We start from the raw sequence: 17869 nt of genomic DNA, 5'->3' as shown, positions 1-17869 counted from the left end.
GCTATATCCCCTTGGTGAGATTTCGGCCGGAGGCAGTGGTGATATCAATCATGCCGGTTATGGCACCTAAGACCAGAGATTTACGGCGTTCGGACAGCAAGGCCTCCTGGCGTCGCAAAAGTTCGATCGCATTGCTTCCCTGTTGAAGGCTAGTGTCGATTTCTAGCACGATATCATCTTGCTCATTCCTGGTGCGGCACGGAATCCCGACCTGCTTCATTGAACTCACGTTGAAGTGTGACTGTATACTTCCAACCGAGTATTCGGCAATCGTGTTTCGTGTATGCGCCGAGTTTATGACATATTGAAGGTAGTCTGGAGACAGTTTCGAGCCACAGCGAATAATAATAAGATCAATACAGTTGGCACCGTTTAGGGCTGGCGGCACCACGGCTGCCGCGCCTGCTTGGCCGGTGCGAACCACAACAACGTCCCCTACGCTGAGCCTCGACTTGGAATGGTGAGTGTGACCTTCGATGCTGATGTTTGCAAGATCGGACAAGTCGATGTGTCCTGGCCGGACATTGATGCCGCGCAATGCTGGAACGCCATCACTGTCGACATACCACTTTGCAGGAGTGACAACGATTCCAACCGATATTTCTTGTGCAAGATACTTCAGCGGTATTGTTCGCCGTTTGTGATTCGAAAGTCCAGACCAGAGAACGGTGTCGACAAGCCGCTCATTTCTCAATTCTACCAATTCGCGAACCCGTTTGCGGAGGGCTGCGAGTCGGTCTAGGCGAGAGATTTCGGCGTCGAGGAAGTCGGCAATTCGGCGCTGCATCTCTAATGATGGCACTGGGAGTCTCAGCCCACCCACCTGTTCGAAGTTGAGACCGTCCCGGTTTCCTCCTGCCTGCATTCCTGCTATTTGATCTTGGCACAGGTCGGATGACAATGCGTACGAGAGGTACCGCGTGTCCATGCTGCTTTGGGGTCGAATTATGCAGACGTGCTGATTGACATTTGCTTCGCCAAGTTCTGCTCGGTAATATGCGACACGGCCGAGGGAGGCGCCGGTGATATTCAGTAGTACATCTCCGTCGTGAACCCTCGTGCTGTACATATCGCGGTGCGTTGCGTCATTGATGTGGACGATATCTGTCAGATTTAGCGCCCCGAACTGGACATTCTGGCTGCGAATAAACAACACTCCAGAATCTGAATAGGTTTCGGAACCGCCTGATGGCGTCTTGCCGCTGCCAATCTTCGTGGCAATTTGTTTGACGCGAAGTGTCGGGATTGCGGACGCAGCACTCATTGTGTTACTTCTCCTAGCAGCTTTTGGATCTGCTCTTCCAGCGTCTTCAGTTCCGCATCAATCTCCGTCAGTGGTCGGGGGGGTGTGTATGAATAGAAATGCCGTGTAAACGGGATTTCGTAACCTACTTTGGTCTTCGAATAGTCTACCCAGGCGTCGGGAGCGTACAGCAGAACCTCGCGGCTCAAGTACTCGTCGATGTCTTCTGTCAACGGAACAATTTCGTAGTCGCGCAGGTCGGGATCCGACTCCGGTATGCCCTTTACCGCCTGCACCTCGCCATCGGTATCTCGCACGCCTACCCCGTCCCGAAAGACTCTCTCGAAAGCTGACCCCTTAGGCCATGTTTTTCCGCCACCGACGACAGCGGCGCGCATGGCAGAGACCGCGGCAGCCCTCGTCGTCCAAGAAGTGCCGACCAGCGGGGTCAGAAGGACGCGGAAGGTGTCGGATTGGCCATACAGTTTCTGGACTGGAACTGAAGATGCCAACCTGTCCAAACCGTCGCTGGTGAGCTCAAACCGTAGTCTGAGTGGTCGCTCGACGATAATTCGTCGGTAACCGAATTCCTCGTTGTCGAATACCTTCACCTTGTCGTGTAGCGTGTGATCCGGGTTGTTCGCGATTTTCATCGCCTCCCCGTACAGCTGCGTGACCTTCTGAATCTGATCACTGTCGATCACTTTGCGCTTGTCGCCCAGCGACTTCCGCATCTTTACCCAGTATTCCCGCGCATCCAGCAACACCACCTTCCCCTGATTCTCGGGCTTCTTTCGATTGGTTAGTATCCAGAAGTACGTGGAAATCCCCGTGTTGTAAAACAGCTGATCCGGCAGCGCAACAACCGCTTCTAACCAATCATTCTCGATAATCCACCGCCGAATCTCCGACTCCCCGGACCCAGCCGCCCCGGTAAACAGCGGCGAACCATTGAAGACAATGGCAATCCGACTACCACCCTCCCCATCCGGCCCCACCGGCTTCATCTTGGAAATCATATGCTGCAAGAACAACAGCGAACCATCATTGATGCGAGGCAACCCAGCCCCGTACCGCCCGGCATCGCCGAGATTAGCCGCCTCCCACTCCACATCGCTCTTGATCTTCTTCCACTCCACCCCGAACGGCGGATTGGCGAGCATGTAGTCGAATTTGGTGTTCTTGTGCCCGTCGTTGTCATCGAGCGAGTTGCCGAGCACGATGTTCTCGGAGTCTTCGCCCTTGATCATCAGATCGGATCGGCAGATCGCCCACGATTCCCGGTTCAGCTCCTGCCCGTACAGCCCGACTGTCGCCTGCGGGTTCACTGCCATGATGAGGGCTTCCGCGGAACTGAGCATGCCGCCGGTGCCGCAGGCGGGGTCGAGGACGCGGCGGACCACGCCGGGCATGAGGAGCTGATCCATATCCGGCCCGATCAACAGGTTCACCATGAGCTCGATGACTTCGCGGGGAGTGAAGTGCTCACCGGCGGTCTCGTTCGACTGCTCGGCGAACCGCCGGATCAACTCCTCGAACACGTACCCCATCTGATGGTTGGAGACGACCTCCGGCCGCAGGTCCAGGTCGGCGAACTTGCCGACCACCTGATACAGCAGCCCGGCCGCGTCGAGCCTGCGGATCTGCTGGGCGAATTCGTACTTCTCCAGTACGTCCCGCGCGTTCTCGGAGAAGGCGCCGATGTAGGTGATCAGGTTGGTGGCGGCGTGCGCGGGGTCGGCGGCGATCTTGGTCAGGGTGAGGTCGCTGGTGTTGTAGAACACCGCGTCCGCGGCCTTGGTCAGGAAGCGGTGGACGTCGATGTTCTTCCCGGCCAGCGCCTCGGCCTTGGCGAGTACCGCTTCCCTGGTCGGTGCAAGCACGCACTCCAGGCGGCGCAGCACCGTGAACGGCAGGATCACCTTGCCGTAGTCGGACTGTTTGTAGTCGCCGCGCAGCAGGTCCGCGACCGACCACGCGTGGTTGGCCAGCTCGCTGTGCTTGCCGGTGTTCACTCACTGCCTCCTCGAGAATTGTTCGCGTTCTTGTTCGTGTTGTCGGCGGCCGGTGCCAGCGCGCCGGCGACCAGGCCGGTGGTCACGGTCTCGGTGATGTGGTCCACGGCGGCGCCCGCGCTGGTCAGGGTCGCCCGCAGGTGGTGCACGTCCCGGAATGCCGCGCCGTAGCGTCGCTGCTCGGCCGGTGGCAACAACGGTATTCGGGTGCGGTGCAGGGCGGAGTGGATACCGGTGGTGCCGGTGGCGGCGATGTCGTCGAGGCCGCCGAGGAAGCCGGCGACGAACCAGGGGTCGAAGCGCTGCGGGTCGGTGCGCACGATCTGGGCGTGCGGGCCGAGGGCGAGGCCCGCTTCGGCGGGGCCCGCTATGCGGAAGGCGGGGCCGCGTGCGGTGCGCGCGGTGGGGACCAGGATGTCGTCGACCTCGATGTCGATCGCGGGGGTCGCTGCGTCGGCGCGCACGGCGCCGGACGCCGGGGCGCCGGTGGCGATATCGCGGCCGGTGAGGGCGGGCCGGAGGGCGCCGTCATCGGCCCCGGCCGCTTTCGAGGGAGTGCGCAGCACGCGGATGGCTCCGCCCGACGCCAGGTCGGAGACGGTCGCGGTGCGCCAGGTCGCGCCCGGGACTCCCGTGAGCCGGCCGACGGATTCGGCGGCCGCGGTCAGGTCGGCGATGGCGGTGCGGAGCCGGGCGAGTGCGGCGTCGGCCTCCCTGGCGACGACGCCGGGATCGATGGCCAGCCGCACCCGCGGCCCCGGGGCGAGATCGACCTCCTCGTCGAGCAGGTCGACGACCCGGACGACGGTCGCCACGCCCGGCTCCTCGGCCTCCGCCTGCCGCCCCGCGGCGAACGCCGACCAGACGCGCCGGACGGTGTCGGCGATCGGCGGCCAGTCGAGCGCCTCGCCCGCCGCGCTCTGCGCGGTCTCACTCCCGGCTGTGTCGACCAGCAGGACGGCGTCGGGCGGTGGCGCGTCGGGGTCCGGTTTCGCCATGATCCAGAGCTGCAGGGTCAACCGCGTCCACAGCAGCTGGGGGAGCCGGGGGGGCAGGGCGATGACGGCCCGGAGCGCGCCGGCGCGGAGCAGGGCCGCGCGAATCCGCCTGGCGGACGGCTGCGACGCGGCCAGGGCCGGGAGGAGCAGCACGGCGAACCCGCCGGGGCGCAGATGCGCGAGCGCGTGCTGTATCCAGGCGAATTCCGAGTCCGTTCGCCGCGGGACGCCGAATATCCAGCGCGGGTCGTCGATGCGGGCGCGATCCGCGCCCCAGTCACGGCCGCTCAGCGGACTGCACAGCACCGCGTCCGCCGACAGCTCGGGGAAGGCGTCGCTGTGCAGGCTGTCGCCGACGGCGATGTCCGGCTCGATATCGGTCTCGGCGGGCACCGCCAGCCGGGCGAGCGCCGCCTGGTTCTCCGCGATGTCCTGGCCATAGAGTTCCGTGGCGCCCGTCGCCGCGGCGGCGATGAGCAGCGAACCGCTCCCGCAGGCGGGGTCGAGCACGCGCACCAGCCCGGCCCCGAGTGGCCGCAGTAGATCGGCCATGAGGGTGGCGACCGGCTCGGGCGTCCGATAGAGGCCGACGTTCTGCTCGCCGCCGTTCGCGTGGTCGGCCAGGGTTTGGAGCGCCGCGCGCGGCCCCTCGGATTCCGCGACCTCGGCCAGCGTCCGCAGCACGCCGGAGACGGCAGCGGTAGTCCGGTGTTCAGCCGATGCCCAACCGGTTCCGGTCGGAGTTAACTGGGTGATCAGGGCCTGTGCGTCCGCGCTGGACAGCGTCGAGCGCAGCTGCGTCCGCAGGGTCAGGAGCGGGGTGTCGGCGGCATCCTGGCCGCGCTCGGCCAGCCAGGCCTGCACCGCGTTCCAGTCGAACAGGGGCCGGAAGTCGGTGCCGCCGATCGGTTTCGGGAAGTCGTCGTGCCGCTTGCGCCAGTTGCTCACGGTGGCGCGGGTGACGCCGGCCAGCTGGGAAATCTCCGTGGCGGTCACCGGCGGTATCAGGTTCGGCATGGCATCCCTCTCGTGTACAACACGATCTTGGACTGCCCATCGGTGAAAATCAAGCATCAGTAATGTGATTGACAACATTCACAGTGTGCTCGACCATGTGTACAGCCTGCCGACAGCGCAGGACCGATCAGAAACGAGGTCACCGCCATGACCGATCCCCTCCCGGACGGCGCACGTCTCGCCCAGTGGATCGCCGCCCAGGTCGACGCATCCGACCTGCCCGCCGAGGTCGGGCTGCTCATCCTGGCCGCCTTCGATGGCGACGAAGCGCTGGATGACCATCTCGGTGGCGGCACCCCCGCCCAGCCGGTCGTCGCCCAGGTCGCCGCCGAGCAGCCCGATGCTCGCCGCACGTTCCTGGACGAGGTGCGGGTCGAGGGTTTCCGGGGGATCGGGCCCGCCGCGACCCTGAAGCTGCGGCCGGAACCGGGTCTGACCATCGTCGCGGGGCGCAATGGCTCCGGGAAGTCGAGCATCTCCGAAGCCCTCGAGCTCACCCTCACCAACAGCACCTACCGCTGGAGCGGTAAGAAGTCGACGCAGTGGCAGGAGGAGTGGCGCAACCTGCACCACCGCACCGCCCGCATCGCGGTGCGCCTGGTGGAGGAGGGCAACGAGCCGGTGACGGTCACCCTCGACTGGCCCGCCGACGAGAACGACGTGACCCGGCCGACCGTCCGCACCCAGCGGCGCGGCGGCAAGCAGCAGCTCGGCCGCGGCGAGCTCGGCTGGGACGGGCCGCTCGAGCGGTTCCGCCCGATCCTCTCCTACGACGAGCTCGGCGCCATGCTCACCGGCACGCCGAGCGCGCTGCACGACGCCATCTCCCGCGCACTCGGCGTCGAAGAGCTGACGGCCGCGCTCGATCGAATCGCGGCGCGGCACAAGGACCGCAAGGCCCCCGGCGACGAACTCACGAAGCGGCGCAGGGCACTCGCCGACGCGGTCGCGCAGCTCGACGACGATCGGGCCGCCGCGGTGGCGCCGCTGCTGCGGAAGGCGAGCCCCGACACGGCTCGGCTGCGCGAGCTGCTGAACGCGAGCGAAGCCGCCGCGACCGGGGCGATCCCGGAGCTGCGCGCGCTCGCGGAGCTGACCGCCCCGCTCACTCTCGAGGACGCCATCGCGATGGCCGACCGGCTGCGGGCGTGCGCGGCCGAGGCGAGCGAGTTCGACCGCGCGGCCGGTGATCGCACCCACGCCGCCCTGCGGTTACTCGAGCAGGCCCTGCAGGTCCACGACGAGCACGGCGACATGCCGTGCCCGGTATGCCGGGCCGGGACCCTCGACGCGACGTGGGCGGCGGAAGGTCGCGCCGCGGTGAGCGCGGAACGCAGGCACACCGCCGCGGTGAACGAGGCGAGGGCCCGGGCGGAATCGGCGCGCGGCGAGGCGCTGCGCGCGCTGCGGCCCGTGCCCGCGGCGCTCGAGAGCTCCGCCGTCCCGGAACTGGCGGAGCCGATCGCCGCCGCCAGGGGCGCGTGGCAGCGCTGGGCGGCGATCGGCAACGCACCCACGATGGCCCAGCTCGCCGACCACCTGGAGACGCATGTCGTCGCGCTCGGTGATGCGGTCGACGCCGTCGCCAAGGCCGCGGCCACCTGCCTGGCCGAGCGGGAGGACCGGTGGCAGCCGCTGCACGCCGAGCTGCGGGCGTGGTGCGCGGCGTGGCAGGCCTGGCTCGCCGATAAGGCCGTGGTCGAAGAACTCGACAGGGCCAAGAAGTGGCTGAACGAGAACCATCTCCGGCTCCGCAACGAGCGCCTCGCGCCGATCCGGGACGGGGTGCAGCGGGCGTGGTCGATGCTGCGCCAGGAGAGCAATGTGGAGATCGGCGATCTCTGCCTGGAGGGGACCGCCACCCGGCGCAAGCTGCGCATCGACTCGATGGTCGACGGCGTGCCCGCCGCCGGGCTCACCGTCCTGAGCCAGGGCGAGCTGCACGCGCTGGCGCTCGCGCTGTTCCTGCCGCGCGCCACCCTGGCCGAATCGCCGTTCCGGTTCCTCGTGCTCGACGACCCGGTGCAGGCCATGGACCCGGCCAAGGTGGACGGGCTGGTGACGCTGCTCGCCGATCTCGCCCGGACCAGGCAGGTGATCGTGCTCTCGCACGACGACCGCCTGCCCGCGGCGGTGCGCCGCGGCAACGTCGCGGCGACGATCATGGAGGTCGACCGCGGCAAGGACTCGCAGGTGGCGATCACCACGCTCACCGACCCCGCGCGCCGCTACGTCGCCGACGCGTTCGGCCTGGTGCTGGAGTACGAGAACGGCAAGCTGCCCGCCGACGCCATGCGCCGGACCCTGCCCGGAATGCTGCGGTTCGCCGTCGAAACGGCGGCCAAGCACGCCTTCTTCACCCGGAATATCAAGGCCGGAGGGGAACTCGAAGCACTCGAGCGCGAGTGGGAAGCGGCGGGCAGTACGCGGGACAAGGTGATCCTGGGGGTCTTCGGCGAGAAGCAGGAGCACCATGTGCTCGAACGGTGGGCGCGCGCCCCGTATCAGAAGTCCGCGCTGAAGATCACGGGTCCCAAGATGCACTCCGGTCTCGACGCCACCGAAGACCCGCGACAGGCGGCCAAGGACGTGCAGCGCCTGGTCGAGGACATCGAGAAGGCGGCACAGTGAGCACCCTCCTGGTCATGGCGGCGGCGCAGGCCGACCGGCGCTCTCCGCACAGCAACCGGATCGCGGCCTGGCTCACCAGGACCGCGCTGGAGCAGATCGTCGACGATCTGTTGCGCGCGAGGGGAATCGAACCGGGCGAAGCCAGCACGAAGGCGCGGTTGACCTGCCTCGAGGTCGCCTACCGCGACGAGCGCGACGTGCCCGCCCGCTCGCAGTACGCGTGGACGCGGCTGTCCGAGGCCTGCCACCAGCACGCGTACCAGCTGTCGCCCACCTATCAGGAGGTGCGGCATCTGCTCGAGATCGTCGGCGAGCTGGAGGCGGGTACGTCCTGAGTCGCGCTGTCTCACGAGCCGGTCTTCCGCGCCTGATGCAGGTTCCGCACCGCGTTGCTCAGTCGGTAGAAGCTCGGGTCGTAGTAGGTGGTGTGCGAGTCGTCCCCAATGATCGGCAGTACATCGGTGATCGGCTCGACCGCGTCGGCTCGCTCCGGCTGCACCTCCGCGACGTGGCCGCGCAGATGCCTGCCCGGCTCGAAGTCCCGCCACCCGACGTAGTGAATCACCCACCACAGCACCGCGCAGATGCCAGCCGCGCCGACCGTGACCAGCCACCACATCACGGCTCCCACAAGGCCGCGCACGGAATCACGGGCAGCTCGTCGGTCACGTGATCGTCCACCGTGATCCGGGCATCCGGCGCCCAGCCGTGCAGCGTGCTCGTCAGCTGTCCGTCCGCGGTGGCACTGACGCGGAAGTCGAAGATCACCCCGACCGCGTACTCGATGCGGATATGCCGGTCCACGGCTACTCCCAGTCGTGCCCGGCGGCCGGCTCCGAGAGGAAGGCCAGCGCGGCGATCTCGGGCAGGCAGTGCAGGCCCGGCGGGTGCCGGTGGAACGACAGAATCAGTTTCGCGGAGTGCGCGGTCAGCTGGTCGGGATCGAAATCGCAACTCAGCCAACGCTCGTCTACTGCAACCATGTCACCCCTGCCCCCTGCGTAGTCCGGATGAAGGGATCGGCCGGAGCGCCGGACAAAGGGGAAGCCGGCGGAATCTCAGATCGATCCGCCGCCAGTAGACACCGGCTACAATCGCCGGCACGGGGGGAATGGGACGCCCAAGGAACATGGCCCGAAGTCCCAGGGGGTCGCCCACCGGTCCGGCATTCGCATCCCAGCTATCCGCGAGATACCGGCCCGCAGCGTCCGACGATGCCGCCCAGCCATCAGTTCGTGAGCCACCCACAAATCCGGGGAGATGCCACCCATGCCGAGCCCGAAGAAGCCATCCACGACCATCCCGCGCCGCCAGCTCGGCCGTCACCTCCGGGACATGCGGTTGGAGGCGGGAATATCGATTGCCAACGCCGCCAGGCTGATCGAGCGCGGCACCGGCACCCTGCAACGCCTGGAGAAGGGGGAGGCCGGGCGAATCCGAATGCTGGACATCAAGGCGCTGTGCCAGGTGTACGAGACGACGGACAAGCTGGACGGGCTGCTGGAACTCGCGCAGGTCGCGGCGTCCAATGACGGTGAGGGGTTGTGGTGGCACGAGTACAGCGGTGCGATCCGCGCCGACTTCGAGCTGTACGTCAATCTGGAATCCGCCGCGTCCAAGCTCACCATCTTCCGGCCTGACCTGATCAGTGGACTCTTCCAAACCCAGCGTTATGCAAGGGTTTTGGATAGCCTGTTCTACCTGGACGCCGGGGAGGAAGAATTCAACCGGTGGTACACGATCCGCAAGACGAGGCAGCGAATCATCACCAGGCGGCGGAACCCGGTCGAAGTCCGGCTCCTGTTCTCGGAGGCAGTTGTCAGATCCGTGGTGGGCAGTCCGCGGACGATGGCCGAGCAACTGCTGCACATCGTCGATCTGCCCGTCAACGTGACCGTGCAGCTGCTTCCGTTCACCAGCGGCTACCCCCTCGGCGTTGCTCCCGGACCGTTCACGCTCCTGGACTTCGACCCGTCCACCGGTGAGCGGGCGACGGCCTACATCGAGGGCTACCGTGGAAACATGTACTACGACAAGCCGGAGGCGATCGCGCAGTACCGCGAGACGTTCAGCCGCCTCGCCGCCTCCGCCCTGTCGCCAGCAGACAGCAAGCAAGCGCTGCGGCGCATAGCGAGGGAGTACCAGCAGTGACCGTAGACCTGTCCAATGCCGAGTGGTTCAAGTCGTCCTTCAGCACCGGGGGCAACGACTGCGTCGAGGTCGCCCATCTGGACGGGGGACTGGTCGGCATGCGCGACTCCAAGAACCCGGCCGGGCCTGCCCTTGTCTTCACCCCCGGTGAGTGGGCCGCGTTCACCGCGGGCGTCCGGGGCGGGGAGTTCGACCTCCCCTGAGCCGTCGGCTCGGCCGAGCGCCCCGGCCCGCCATCGTGCGGGCCGGGGCGCTCTGCGCTTCGGGCACCCACGGTTGTGACCGTGGACCGTCGTTATGCTTGGTGCACGATTCATCGGTGGGAGGGGCAGAAATGCGGCGGTGGTCGACCTTGTTCCTGGCGTTCACGGTGGGGCCGCTGCTGGCTGGATGCGAAACGCCGTCGGAGGGGGCGGGTACGCCTACGCCGGTGGCGCTGTTCGATCCGTGCACACTGCCGGACAGTGCGATCGCCGCGGCAGGGGCCGATCCCGCGCAGCGGGAGGACAATCCATTCGGAGCACCCCGGACGGGGTGGCGCGGGTGCCTGTGGGGCGCGGACGGCTATGCACTGCGCGTATTCGCGACCGACAAGACTCTCGCGGAGTTCCGCGACAACAGCCGGTTCCACGACTTCCGCCCCGCCGACCTGCCCGGCCGGGACGCGACGCTCTTCGTCCAAGGCGCGGCATCGGAGGCGAAGAACTGCAATCTCGTCTACGACACCGCTCAGGGCACTATCCAAATCTTTGTCATCGACGACCAGTTGGGAGACAGCTTCCCAGAGCCTTGCGGCCTGGTCACCCGGGCAGCACGAGCGGTCGATCAGTGGATCCCCCGATGAGCGGTGACTTCGAGGCTCTGGCTCGCGAGGCGGTGGCGGGCGAACTGCGTATCGCGTCAGGTGCCGCGGAAGCCTGTGCGGCGGAATGCGACCGATACGTTCAGGAGTTGATCGCTCTGCGGCGGCGAACAGCCAGCATCGTGAACGTTGATTCCTTCGGCACCCTGAACTCGGCAACAATGCTGGGAGCCAAGTTCCAGGAACTCGCCGTCGGTGGCCCTGGCTCGGGTTCGCTGAGCGAGGCGCTGGGCCGCCACATCGAAGCTGTGCAGTCCATGGCCGACATGTTCCGCAAGGCGGGCGCCGCCTACACCGCCACCGAGGACGGGAATGCCGCTGATCTGTCCGCGGAGGCGCGATAGGGTCTCGGCGCTATGCCGTTGCCGATCGCGCACCATGTGGGTGTCGCGGGTTGTATCCGCCCCGCGAATGCCTGATCTGCGAGCGCCTGAATCGCGTCCCGTCTCCCTGTGACACGCGATTCGGCGTCACCCCTCTCCGCAGGCGAATTTCATCTCCAAAATCACCTTCTCGCCACGGGCGACTTCACCGCGCTGAGCATCCGATAGCCCGTCGACGCCCCTGAGAGCTCGCCCATCGCCGATCTGATGGACGCCCACGTAGCAGCCATCTCGATAGGATCCGTGTACGAGGAATATCGTGCCGTACGAAGTGTTCACTTTGTCCATCGGCGTGAATGTCGCACCTGGTGATGTGATTCTGTCCTGAGGTCTGGCGACAACGGGGCCGATGTAAGTCTTGGTGACTACCAAGCGATCGATATTCGCACTGCTGATAGACACCTCGTCGAATCCATCCACCTCTGTGGACGTAGCATGTCGCATTTCCGCCGGTGGATCGACTTCGGCGCGTATCCGTCCCCATGCGACTACGCCGACGAGGATCACTGGCGAGATTCCTATGACTACGAGAAGGCTGATCAACATATATTTTGAGGTCTTCTGCGCTCGGCGAACTATCGGCATGTGTATGCTCCGTCTATTATCTCGGAAGCTCTCGCGTAGGAAGCGTCGTTCATGGCGACATATTGCTTGACCTGTGGTCCTAGGTCCTTCTGCCTGTAGTAGTCGTCCATAGCGCCCTCCGAATTGTACCCCGCCGCCATGAACTCATTGCTGCTGTACTTTTCCCTGATTTCGTCTGGGAGTGTCGGGCCATACTGGTCCTTTATTCGGGTCATGGTGTAGGTAGCTGCCATGATCGCAAACGAGTCATCGTATTGAACGCGTTCCCAGGGGATGCTGCCGAATTTCTCCGGGTATTGCTCCTGAAGTTCCTGGTAGGTCTTCTCTTTGATGTTGGTCAAACCGAGGGACATGCCCATCCCGGCGGGACTGGTGATCTCGCGGAACGGATTGAGAATCTCTCTGATCGCATCCCAGTATCCGCTCCCAATCTGCTCGAGTTGGGTATCCGCCCGGTTCCCGCCCTCATTGAAGACGACGGCGAGTACTTGCTTGGGGTCGACTCCGGCCTCATTGCCGTAGCGGACGGCGTCATCGATCCATCCGCGCACGATGTCGTTGGCCCCGTGGTAGTCGCGCAGACCCTCCGGGTTGAGTTCGCACTTCGGCGCGGGAGCCTTCCAGGTGGCTCGATTGACGAGTTCGTCGACGGGGGAGGACATGATTTCCTCCAGTCTCGCCTTCAGTTGCGTAAGGCTCTCGCCGCCGGCGAACTCGGCGGCGGCTAGCAGGCTGTAGAGCGTATGGCCCGTAATCGTGGTGGCGAGCGCCGCGGCCCCGTCCGCCATGGCCGCACCCTCCGGTGCTTCCGCGAAGGAGACAGTGACCGCGGTGTTCGAGGCCGCCGCCGAGACGGTGCTGTCTGGGAAGGCTCCGGCCGCATTCGCCACCAGGCGCGATCGCAGGTCCGCGAGCGCGGAGGCGTGCGCCGCGGTGGCCGCCGCGAACCCGGCGGCGACGTCGGTGACGGCGGCGGGCGCCGCGGCGAGAATGCCCAGCATGTCGAGGATGTCCGCCTTCTCCGGTGCCTTGGTCGTGTCGAAGGAGGCGGCTATCGACTGGATGCGGGCGGGGCCTGCGCGCCACGCATCGTGGTCGCCGAAGCTGCGCCACGCAGTGCTCGCCGCGTGGAGTGCGTCGGTGTCCCCGGTGGGTATCTGCGCATTGCCGTGCCGGAGGGCGGCGACGAACGTGTCCCGGAAGGTGTCCGAGTTGGTCCGCAGGCCGCGATCGGAGGTGGTGTACGGCGCGGGCATGGGATCGGGAATGTCGATGTTCCTGTCATCCCAGGTCTGGCCGATTCGGGGTGGTGGCGACGCCGGCCCGCCGCCCTTGTTCGTGGCCGGGTTGGCGTCGTGTTCGGCTTTCGCCCAGGTGTAGCCGGCGAGTTCGAGCATGTCGCCCATGGTCTGCACCGCGTTGCCGTAGGCGACGAGCACGCCCTCCAGATCGGCGGCGACCGTGGAGTATCTGCTCACCCACGGAGCGGCGGCCGGATAGTTTCCGGCCATTCCCGCGCTGGTCGCGAGCCCGGGGTTCAGGGAGTTGCGGACCGCTTCGAGCACCCCCGCGTACTCGTTGCGAATCGCCTGCGCGGCAGCGTAGTAGACAGCGGGGTCAACGGTGATCGGCGACAATGTCGGGCCCTACCTGCCGCGGAACAGCCGGGTATTGACGGCGCCGGCCTCGGTGTAGGAATCGTGCGCGGTCCGGGCCGCCGCGCTCATCTCGCGGACGCCATCGACGAACTGGCGGGCGCCTGCCGACCACTGCTGCTGTGCTGTCCCGTAGGCCTGGGCGGCGGCGCCCTCCCATGCCGTACCACCCAGTAGCGTCGATACCTTCGCGTCGATCTGGTCGATGTGGTCGGCGAGGAATCCGGCGAGCCCGGCCAGCCGCGAGATGACCTGCTCGACCTCGGCGAGGTCCACCGAGAACGGCGTATTCTCGGCGGTCACCGCTGTCCGCCCGGAAATGAAAGCTCTGCTGCCATCGTGCCCCCTTGCCCGGACAATCTACCCGCTGGGCGTAGGAGGGGCGGCACTCGCGCTATCGGGAGGTGACTGGGACCGCGTCGGGCAGCAGGTCGCGGAAGATGCCGTTGGCGGGCGTCGCCCGGGAGAGCGCATCCGCCGCGAGCACCACCGCGGCGCCGGTCCAGGTGGTCCGCTCCTCGGGCCAGCGCTTCCCGTCGGCGAAGACCAGCCCGGTCCAGTAGGACCCGTCTTGCTCCCGCAGGTGCTGCATGGCCGCGAACAGTGCGCCGGCGCGCGAGTGCTCCCCGAGAGCATCCAGGGCGAGCACCAGCTCGCAGGTCTCGGCGCCGGTGACCCAGGGGCGGTCGGAGACGCAGCGAATCCCGATGTTCCCGACCACGAAGCGCGACCACGAGGCGTCGATGCGCGCGTGCGCACCCGGCCCGCGCAGGGCGCCGCCGAGGATCGGGTAGTACCAGTCCATGGAGTATCGATCCTTGGGTGTACAGGCCCCGGGATCGTCGCGCAGCGCGGCACCGAGCCGATGCCTGGCCGCCGCCCACGAAGGCTGCGGGTCACCGAGCCGCTCGGCGAGGGCGAGCCCGCAGCCCAAACTCTGGTACATGCTGGAATTGCCGGTGACCAGCGCCTCGTCGGTGCCGAGGGTCCAGGGGATCACCCCGCGCGGCACCTGCAACCCGACCACGAAATCGAGCCCGGCGCGCACGCTCGGCCACAGCTCGCGGGCGAACGCGAGATCACCGCTGCGCAGCAGGTGGTGCCAGACGCCGACCGCCAGGTAGGCGCAGAAATTCACGTCGATATCCGCGGATTCCACGACGCCGGAACGGAATTGGCGCGGCCAGGAGCCATCGGCGTTCTGCGTGGCGGCCGACCACCGATACGCGGCCACCGCCTCGTCGTAGAGCCCGGCCACGGACAGCGCCATGGCCGACTCCACGTGGTCCCACGGGTCGGTGTGCCCGCCGGTGAACCACGGAATGGCACCCGTCGACTCCTGGGCGGTCGCAATGGATTCCGCGGTTTTCAGGCACTGCCGCCTGCTGAACACCCCCGCGAGGGAGGGAAGTTCAGAGGGCGGCACGCTGCACCGCCGGCTTGACGAAGTACAGGGCGACGCTCTTGCCGATCAGCGGGTCCAGCAGCCGCTCGGCGGTGCGGGTCAGCTTGGGCGCCTTCATCATGTCCCACACCAGCAGCTTGTGATAGGCGCGAGCCAGCGGGTGCTGCTCGTTGCGCACCCCGACCGCGCACTTGATCCACCAGTACGGCGAGTGCAGCGCGTGCACGTGCGTGTCGCGCACGAAGCGCATGCCAAGCGCGGCGACCTTCTCGCGCAGCTCGCTGGCCTTGTAGATGCGGACGTGCCCGCCCTCGTTGGCGTGGTACTCGTCCGACAGCGCCCAGCAGATCCGCTCCGGGAGCCAGCGCGGCACGGTGACGACGAGCTGCCCGCCGGGGCGCAGCACGCGGACCAGCTCGGCGATGGCGGCCTCGTCGGCGGGAACGTGCTCCAGGATCTCCGAGGCAATCACCACGTCGAAGGTGTCGTCGCCGTAGGGGAGCGCGAGCGCGTCGCCCTGCACGGTCTTGGCGGAGGCGCCGGGGGGCGCCTCGCCCGCGGCGGCCATGGCGCCGAACATGGTCTCGACATTGTCCAGCTCGGGGGCGTCCTGGTCGAAGGCGATCACCTCGGCGCCGCGGCGGTAGGCCTCGAAGGAGTGCCTGCCCGCGCCGCAGCCGACGTCGATGACGCGCACGCCCGGCCCGATTCCCACCCGGTCGAAATCAACGGTCAGCACGCGCGGCCTCCTCCATCTCCAACCCGGCGCGCCGCTCGATGGCGCGCCGGTACACCTCCACGGTCTGTGCGGCCACCGATTCCCAGCTGAACACCGTCACCGCGCGGTCCCGGCAGGCCAGCTGCATGCGGGCGCGGCGGGCGGGGTCGTCGAGCAGGCCGCCGATCACGGTGGCGAGCGCGGCGTCGTCGCCGGGGGTGGTCAGCTCGGCGCAGACGCCGGGCTCGCCGACCACCTCGGGCAGCGCGCCCGCCCGGCTCACCACCAGCGGGGTCCCGCTGGCCATGGCCTCGACGGCGGGCAGCGAGAACCCCTCGTACAGCGACGGGATGCAGGCGACCTCGGCGGAGGCGAGCAGCTCGGCCAGCTGCAGGTCGGTGACGCCGGAGTGCACGGTGACGATGTCGGTGAGGCCGAGTTCGGCGATCAGCTTCTCGGTCGGGCCGTTCGGCTCCAGCTTGGCCACCAGGTGCAGCTCGATCGCGCGCAGCGAGCGCATGCGGGCGCAGGCGCGCAGTAGGTGCGCGACGCCCTTGAGCGGCTTGTCCGCGCTCGCCACCGCGACGATCCGGCCCGGCACCCGCGGCGCCTCCCGCGGGGCGAAGAGCTCGGTGTCGACGCCGAGCGGCACCACGTGCAGCTGCGCCGGGTCGACGCCGAAGTCGGTGGCGATATCGGTGGCCGAGGTGGAGGAGACGGTGACCAGCTCCGGAATCCGCCGCGCCACCCGCTGCTGCATGCCGAGGAAGCCGTACCAGCGGTGCACCAGCGGCTTGCGCCACCACGTGGCGGCGGCCATATCGACCGCGCGGTCCCTGGTGATGGGGTGGTGCACGGTGGCGACCACCGGAAGGTGCTCGGCGATGTCGAGCAGCCCGGTGCCGAGGCACTGGTTGTCGTGCACCACGTCGAAGTCCGCGATGCGATCGCGCAGCAGCCGGGCCGCGCGCAGGCTGAAGGTGCGCGGCTCGGGGAAGCCCGCGGTCCACATGGTGGCGACCTCGAGCACGTCGAGCCGGTCCCTGATCTCGCGCGGATGCGGGGTCCGGAAGGGGTTCTCGTCGCAGTAGAGGTCGAGGCTGGGGACCTCGGTGAGCCGGACCCTGGGGTCCAGCTCCTCCGGGTACGGCTGCCCGGAGAAGACCTCGACCTCGTGGCCGAGCTCGACCAGCCCGGAGCTGAGCAGCCGAACGTAGACGCCCTGCCCGCCGCAGTGCGTCTTGCTGCGGTAGGAGAGCAGGGCGACCCGCATCAGCGCCCCGCTTCGACGGCGGCGGGCAGTGCGGCCAGCTTGCCCGCGAGCCGCTCCAGGTAGGCCCTGACCTCGGGCTCCGGTTTGTCCGGGAGGCCGTAGAGCACGTCGGTGACGCCGGCGGCGGCCCAGTCGGTGAGGCGGTCGGCGTCCGGCTTGAAGTCGAGCGCCACGACTCGCGGCTTGCCCTCCCGGCCCGCGTCCTCCCAGATCCGGTGCAGCAGCGCCAGCCGATCGGTCACGTCGGTCTCGCCGGGGGTGGTGATCCAGCCGTCGGCGGACTTGGCGATCCAGCCGAAGGTCTTCTCGGTGCCCGCCGCGCCGATCAGCACCGGGACTTCGCGGGCCGGCTTGGGGTAGGCCCAGCTGGGGCCGAAGCTGATGTAGTCGCCCTGGTAGGCGGCCTCCTCCTGGGTCCACAGCGCGCGCATGGCCTCGAGGTACTCGCGCAGCACGGTGCGCCGCTTGCCGGGCGGGACGCCGTGGTCGGTCAGCTCGTCGGTGTTCCAGCCGAAGCCCGCGCCGAGCAGCACCCGGCCACCGGAGAGGTGGTCCAGGGTGGCGATGGTCTTGGCCAGGGTGATCGGGTCGTGCTCCACCGGCAGCGCGACCGCGGTGGCCAGCTCGATCCGGGAGGTCACCGCGGCGGCGGTGCCGAGCGCGACCCACGGGTCCAGGGTGCGCATGTAGCGGTCGTCGGGCAGCGACGCGTCGCCGGTCTGCGGATGGGCGGCCTCGCGCTTCACCGGGATGTGGGTGTGCTCGGGCACGTAGAAGGAGTGGAAGCCGGTCTCCTCGGCGGCCTTGGCCGCCGCCGCGGGGGTGATACCGCGGTCACTGGTGAACAGCACGATGCCGAAACGCATTGCCTGCCTCGTCTTTCGCTCAGGTGATCAGGCGGCTTGATCTTGCACGGTAGTGCGCCGCCGGGAA

General features: G+C 67.4%; 19 protein-coding genes. 6 read left to right on the top strand and 13 right to left on the bottom strand.

The features are described 5' to 3' along the window. Position 1 precedes the first annotated feature (1 nt). From NH2_RS28185 to NH2_RS13865, 3 genes are read right to left on the bottom strand one after another with little or no spacing between them, the layout of a single operon-like run. Entirely contained in the window at positions 2-1264 is a 1263-nt protein-coding gene (locus NH2_RS28185) for a restriction endonuclease subunit S (protein ID WP_084505523.1), read from the bottom strand. Then, positions 1261-3258, bottom strand: coding sequence for a type I restriction-modification system subunit M (locus tag NH2_RS13870; protein ID WP_067653341.1), 1998 nt, complete (start codon positions 3256-3258; stop codon positions 1261-1263). Before NH2_RS13870 ends, NH2_RS28185 begins: the two co-directional genes overlap by 4 nt. Continuing rightward, complete coding sequence (locus NH2_RS13865; protein WP_067653339.1) at positions 3255-5273, bottom strand: N-6 DNA methylase; 2019 nt, start codon at positions 5271-5273, stop codon at positions 3255-3257. The genes NH2_RS13870 and NH2_RS13865 overlap by 4 nt, the downstream gene beginning before the upstream one ends. A 147-nt stretch (positions 5274-5420) precedes the next feature. Between NH2_RS13865 and NH2_RS13860 the strand changes: the two genes are divergently transcribed. Beyond that, positions 5421-7904: an AAA family ATPase gene (locus NH2_RS13860; protein WP_067653337.1), complete on the top strand. Its 2484-nt coding sequence runs from the start codon at positions 5421-5423 to the stop codon at positions 7902-7904. Beyond that, positions 7901-8239 (top strand): hypothetical protein, encoded by a 339-nt coding sequence (locus tag NH2_RS13855; protein ID WP_067653335.1) that lies wholly within the window; start codon positions 7901-7903, stop codon positions 8237-8239. The genes NH2_RS13860 and NH2_RS13855 overlap by 4 nt, the downstream gene beginning before the upstream one ends. Before the next feature lie 11 nt (positions 8240-8250). Here NH2_RS13855 and NH2_RS13850 read toward each other — a convergent pair whose 3' ends face one another. The 3 genes from NH2_RS13850 to NH2_RS28775 are packed head-to-tail and all read right to left on the bottom strand — an operon-like array spanning position 8251 to position 8887. Then, positions 8251-8523 carry a hypothetical protein gene (locus tag NH2_RS13850; RefSeq protein WP_157103761.1) on the bottom strand — a complete coding sequence of 91 codons (273 nt, stop codon included), beginning with the start codon at positions 8521-8523 and terminating at the stop codon, positions 8251-8253. Further along, the gene (locus NH2_RS13845) at positions 8523-8708 is read right to left on the bottom strand and encodes a hypothetical protein (RefSeq protein WP_067653331.1); all 186 of its coding nucleotides are present in this window, start codon (positions 8706-8708) and stop codon (positions 8523-8525) included. Before NH2_RS13845 ends, NH2_RS13850 begins: the two co-directional genes overlap by 1 nt. A 2-nt stretch (positions 8709-8710) precedes the next feature. Then, positions 8711-8887: a hypothetical protein gene (locus NH2_RS28775; RefSeq protein WP_157103760.1), complete on the bottom strand. Its 177-nt coding sequence runs from the start codon at positions 8885-8887 to the stop codon at positions 8711-8713. Positions 8888-9173: 286 nt separating this feature from the next. Between NH2_RS28775 and NH2_RS13840 the strand changes: the two genes are divergently transcribed. From NH2_RS13840 to NH2_RS13825, 4 genes are all read left to right on the top strand, one after another. Continuing rightward, entirely contained in the window at positions 9174-10055 is an 882-nt protein-coding gene (locus tag NH2_RS13840; RefSeq protein WP_067653329.1) for a helix-turn-helix domain-containing protein, read from the top strand. Beyond that, positions 10052-10258, top strand: a complete 207-nt coding sequence (locus NH2_RS13835) for a DUF397 domain-containing protein (RefSeq protein WP_067653327.1) — start codon at positions 10052-10054, stop codon at positions 10256-10258. The genes NH2_RS13840 and NH2_RS13835 overlap by 4 nt, the downstream gene beginning before the upstream one ends. Before the next feature lie 131 nt (positions 10259-10389). Then, positions 10390-10899 carry a DUF3558 family protein gene (locus NH2_RS13830; RefSeq protein WP_067653325.1) on the top strand — a complete coding sequence of 170 codons (510 nt, stop codon included), beginning with the start codon at positions 10390-10392 and terminating at the stop codon, positions 10897-10899. Then, positions 10896-11261, top strand: coding sequence for a hypothetical protein (locus NH2_RS13825; RefSeq protein WP_067653323.1), 366 nt, complete (start codon positions 10896-10898; stop codon positions 11259-11261). The genes NH2_RS13830 and NH2_RS13825 overlap by 4 nt, the downstream gene beginning before the upstream one ends. A 126-nt stretch (positions 11262-11387) precedes the next feature. On the opposite strand, the gene NH2_RS28770 is transcribed toward NH2_RS13825, so the two are convergent. The 7 genes from NH2_RS28770 to NH2_RS13795 all read right to left on the bottom strand — a co-directional run bounded on the left by NH2_RS28770 (position 11388) and on the right by NH2_RS13795 (position 17802). Beyond that, complete coding sequence (locus NH2_RS28770) at positions 11388-11807, bottom strand: hypothetical protein (RefSeq protein ID WP_157103758.1); 420 nt, start codon at positions 11805-11807, stop codon at positions 11388-11390. 68 nt (positions 11808-11875) lie between these two features. Beyond that, positions 11876-13522 carry a hypothetical protein gene (locus tag NH2_RS13820; RefSeq protein WP_067653321.1) on the bottom strand — a complete coding sequence of 549 codons (1647 nt, stop codon included), beginning with the start codon at positions 13520-13522 and terminating at the stop codon, positions 11876-11878. A 9-nt stretch (positions 13523-13531) separates the two neighbouring features. Continuing rightward, on the bottom strand, positions 13532-13843 hold the full coding sequence (locus NH2_RS13815) for a WXG100 family type VII secretion target (RefSeq protein WP_084505520.1): 312 nt from the start codon (positions 13841-13843) through the stop codon (positions 13532-13534). A 91-nt stretch (positions 13844-13934) separates the two neighbouring features. After that, complete coding sequence (locus NH2_RS13810; RefSeq protein WP_067653319.1) at positions 13935-14966, bottom strand: prenyltransferase; 1032 nt, start codon at positions 14964-14966, stop codon at positions 13935-13937. Then, positions 14953-15684, bottom strand: a complete 732-nt coding sequence (locus NH2_RS13805; protein ID WP_067653634.1) for a class I SAM-dependent methyltransferase — start codon at positions 15682-15684, stop codon at positions 14953-14955. The genes NH2_RS13810 and NH2_RS13805 overlap by 14 nt, the downstream gene beginning before the upstream one ends. Further along, positions 15671-16936, bottom strand: a complete 1266-nt coding sequence (locus tag NH2_RS13800; protein ID WP_067653317.1) for a glycosyltransferase family 4 protein — start codon at positions 16934-16936, stop codon at positions 15671-15673. The genes NH2_RS13805 and NH2_RS13800 overlap by 14 nt, the downstream gene beginning before the upstream one ends. Continuing rightward, positions 16936-17802 carry an LLM class F420-dependent oxidoreductase gene (locus tag NH2_RS13795; RefSeq protein ID WP_067653315.1) on the bottom strand — a complete coding sequence of 289 codons (867 nt, stop codon included), beginning with the start codon at positions 17800-17802 and terminating at the stop codon, positions 16936-16938. Before NH2_RS13795 ends, NH2_RS13800 begins: the two co-directional genes overlap by 1 nt. Between the last annotated feature and the right edge of the window lie 67 nt (positions 17803-17869).

This window comes from Nocardia harenae NBRC 108248 (assembly GCF_001612885.1).
In the GTDB taxonomy this organism is placed as follows: Bacteria; Actinomycetota; Actinomycetes; order Mycobacteriales; family Mycobacteriaceae; genus Nocardia; species Nocardia harenae.
The sequence above is the reverse complement of the archived record's forward strand: the minus strand, read 5'-3'. Positions and strand labels throughout refer to the sequence as shown.

What these genes read in the sequence shown, in the direction of transcription:
- NH2_RS13865 (WP_067653339.1), bottom strand. Translation starts at nt 5,273, where the DNA reads ATGCCGAACCTGATACCGCCGGTGACCGCCACGGAGATTTCCCAGCTG.
- NH2_RS13795 (WP_067653315.1), bottom strand. Translation starts at nt 17,802, where the DNA reads ATGCGTTTCGGCATCGTGCTGTTCACCAGTGACCGCGGTATCACCCCC.
- NH2_RS13850 (WP_157103761.1), bottom strand. Translation starts at nt 8,523, where the DNA reads ATGTGGTGGCTGGTCACGGTCGGCGCGGCTGGCATCTGCGCGGTGCTG.
- NH2_RS13840 (WP_067653329.1), top strand. Translation starts at nt 9,174, where the DNA reads ATGCCGAGCCCGAAGAAGCCATCCACGACCATCCCGCGCCGCCAGCTC.
- NH2_RS13800 (WP_067653317.1), bottom strand. Translation starts at nt 16,936, where the DNA reads ATGCGGGTCGCCCTGCTCTCCTACCGCAGCAAGACGCACTGCGGCGGG.
- NH2_RS28775 (WP_157103760.1), bottom strand. Translation starts at nt 8,887, where the DNA reads ATGGTTGCAGTAGACGAGCGTTGGCTGAGTTGCGATTTCGATCCCGAC.
- NH2_RS13830 (WP_067653325.1), top strand. Translation starts at nt 10,390, where the DNA reads ATGCGGCGGTGGTCGACCTTGTTCCTGGCGTTCACGGTGGGGCCGCTG.
- NH2_RS13825 (WP_067653323.1), top strand. Translation starts at nt 10,896, where the DNA reads ATGAGCGGTGACTTCGAGGCTCTGGCTCGCGAGGCGGTGGCGGGCGAA.
- NH2_RS13860 (WP_067653337.1), top strand. Translation starts at nt 5,421, where the DNA reads ATGACCGATCCCCTCCCGGACGGCGCACGTCTCGCCCAGTGGATCGCC.
- NH2_RS28185 (WP_084505523.1), bottom strand. Translation starts at nt 1,264, where the DNA reads ATGAGTGCTGCGTCCGCAATCCCGACACTTCGCGTCAAACAAATTGCC.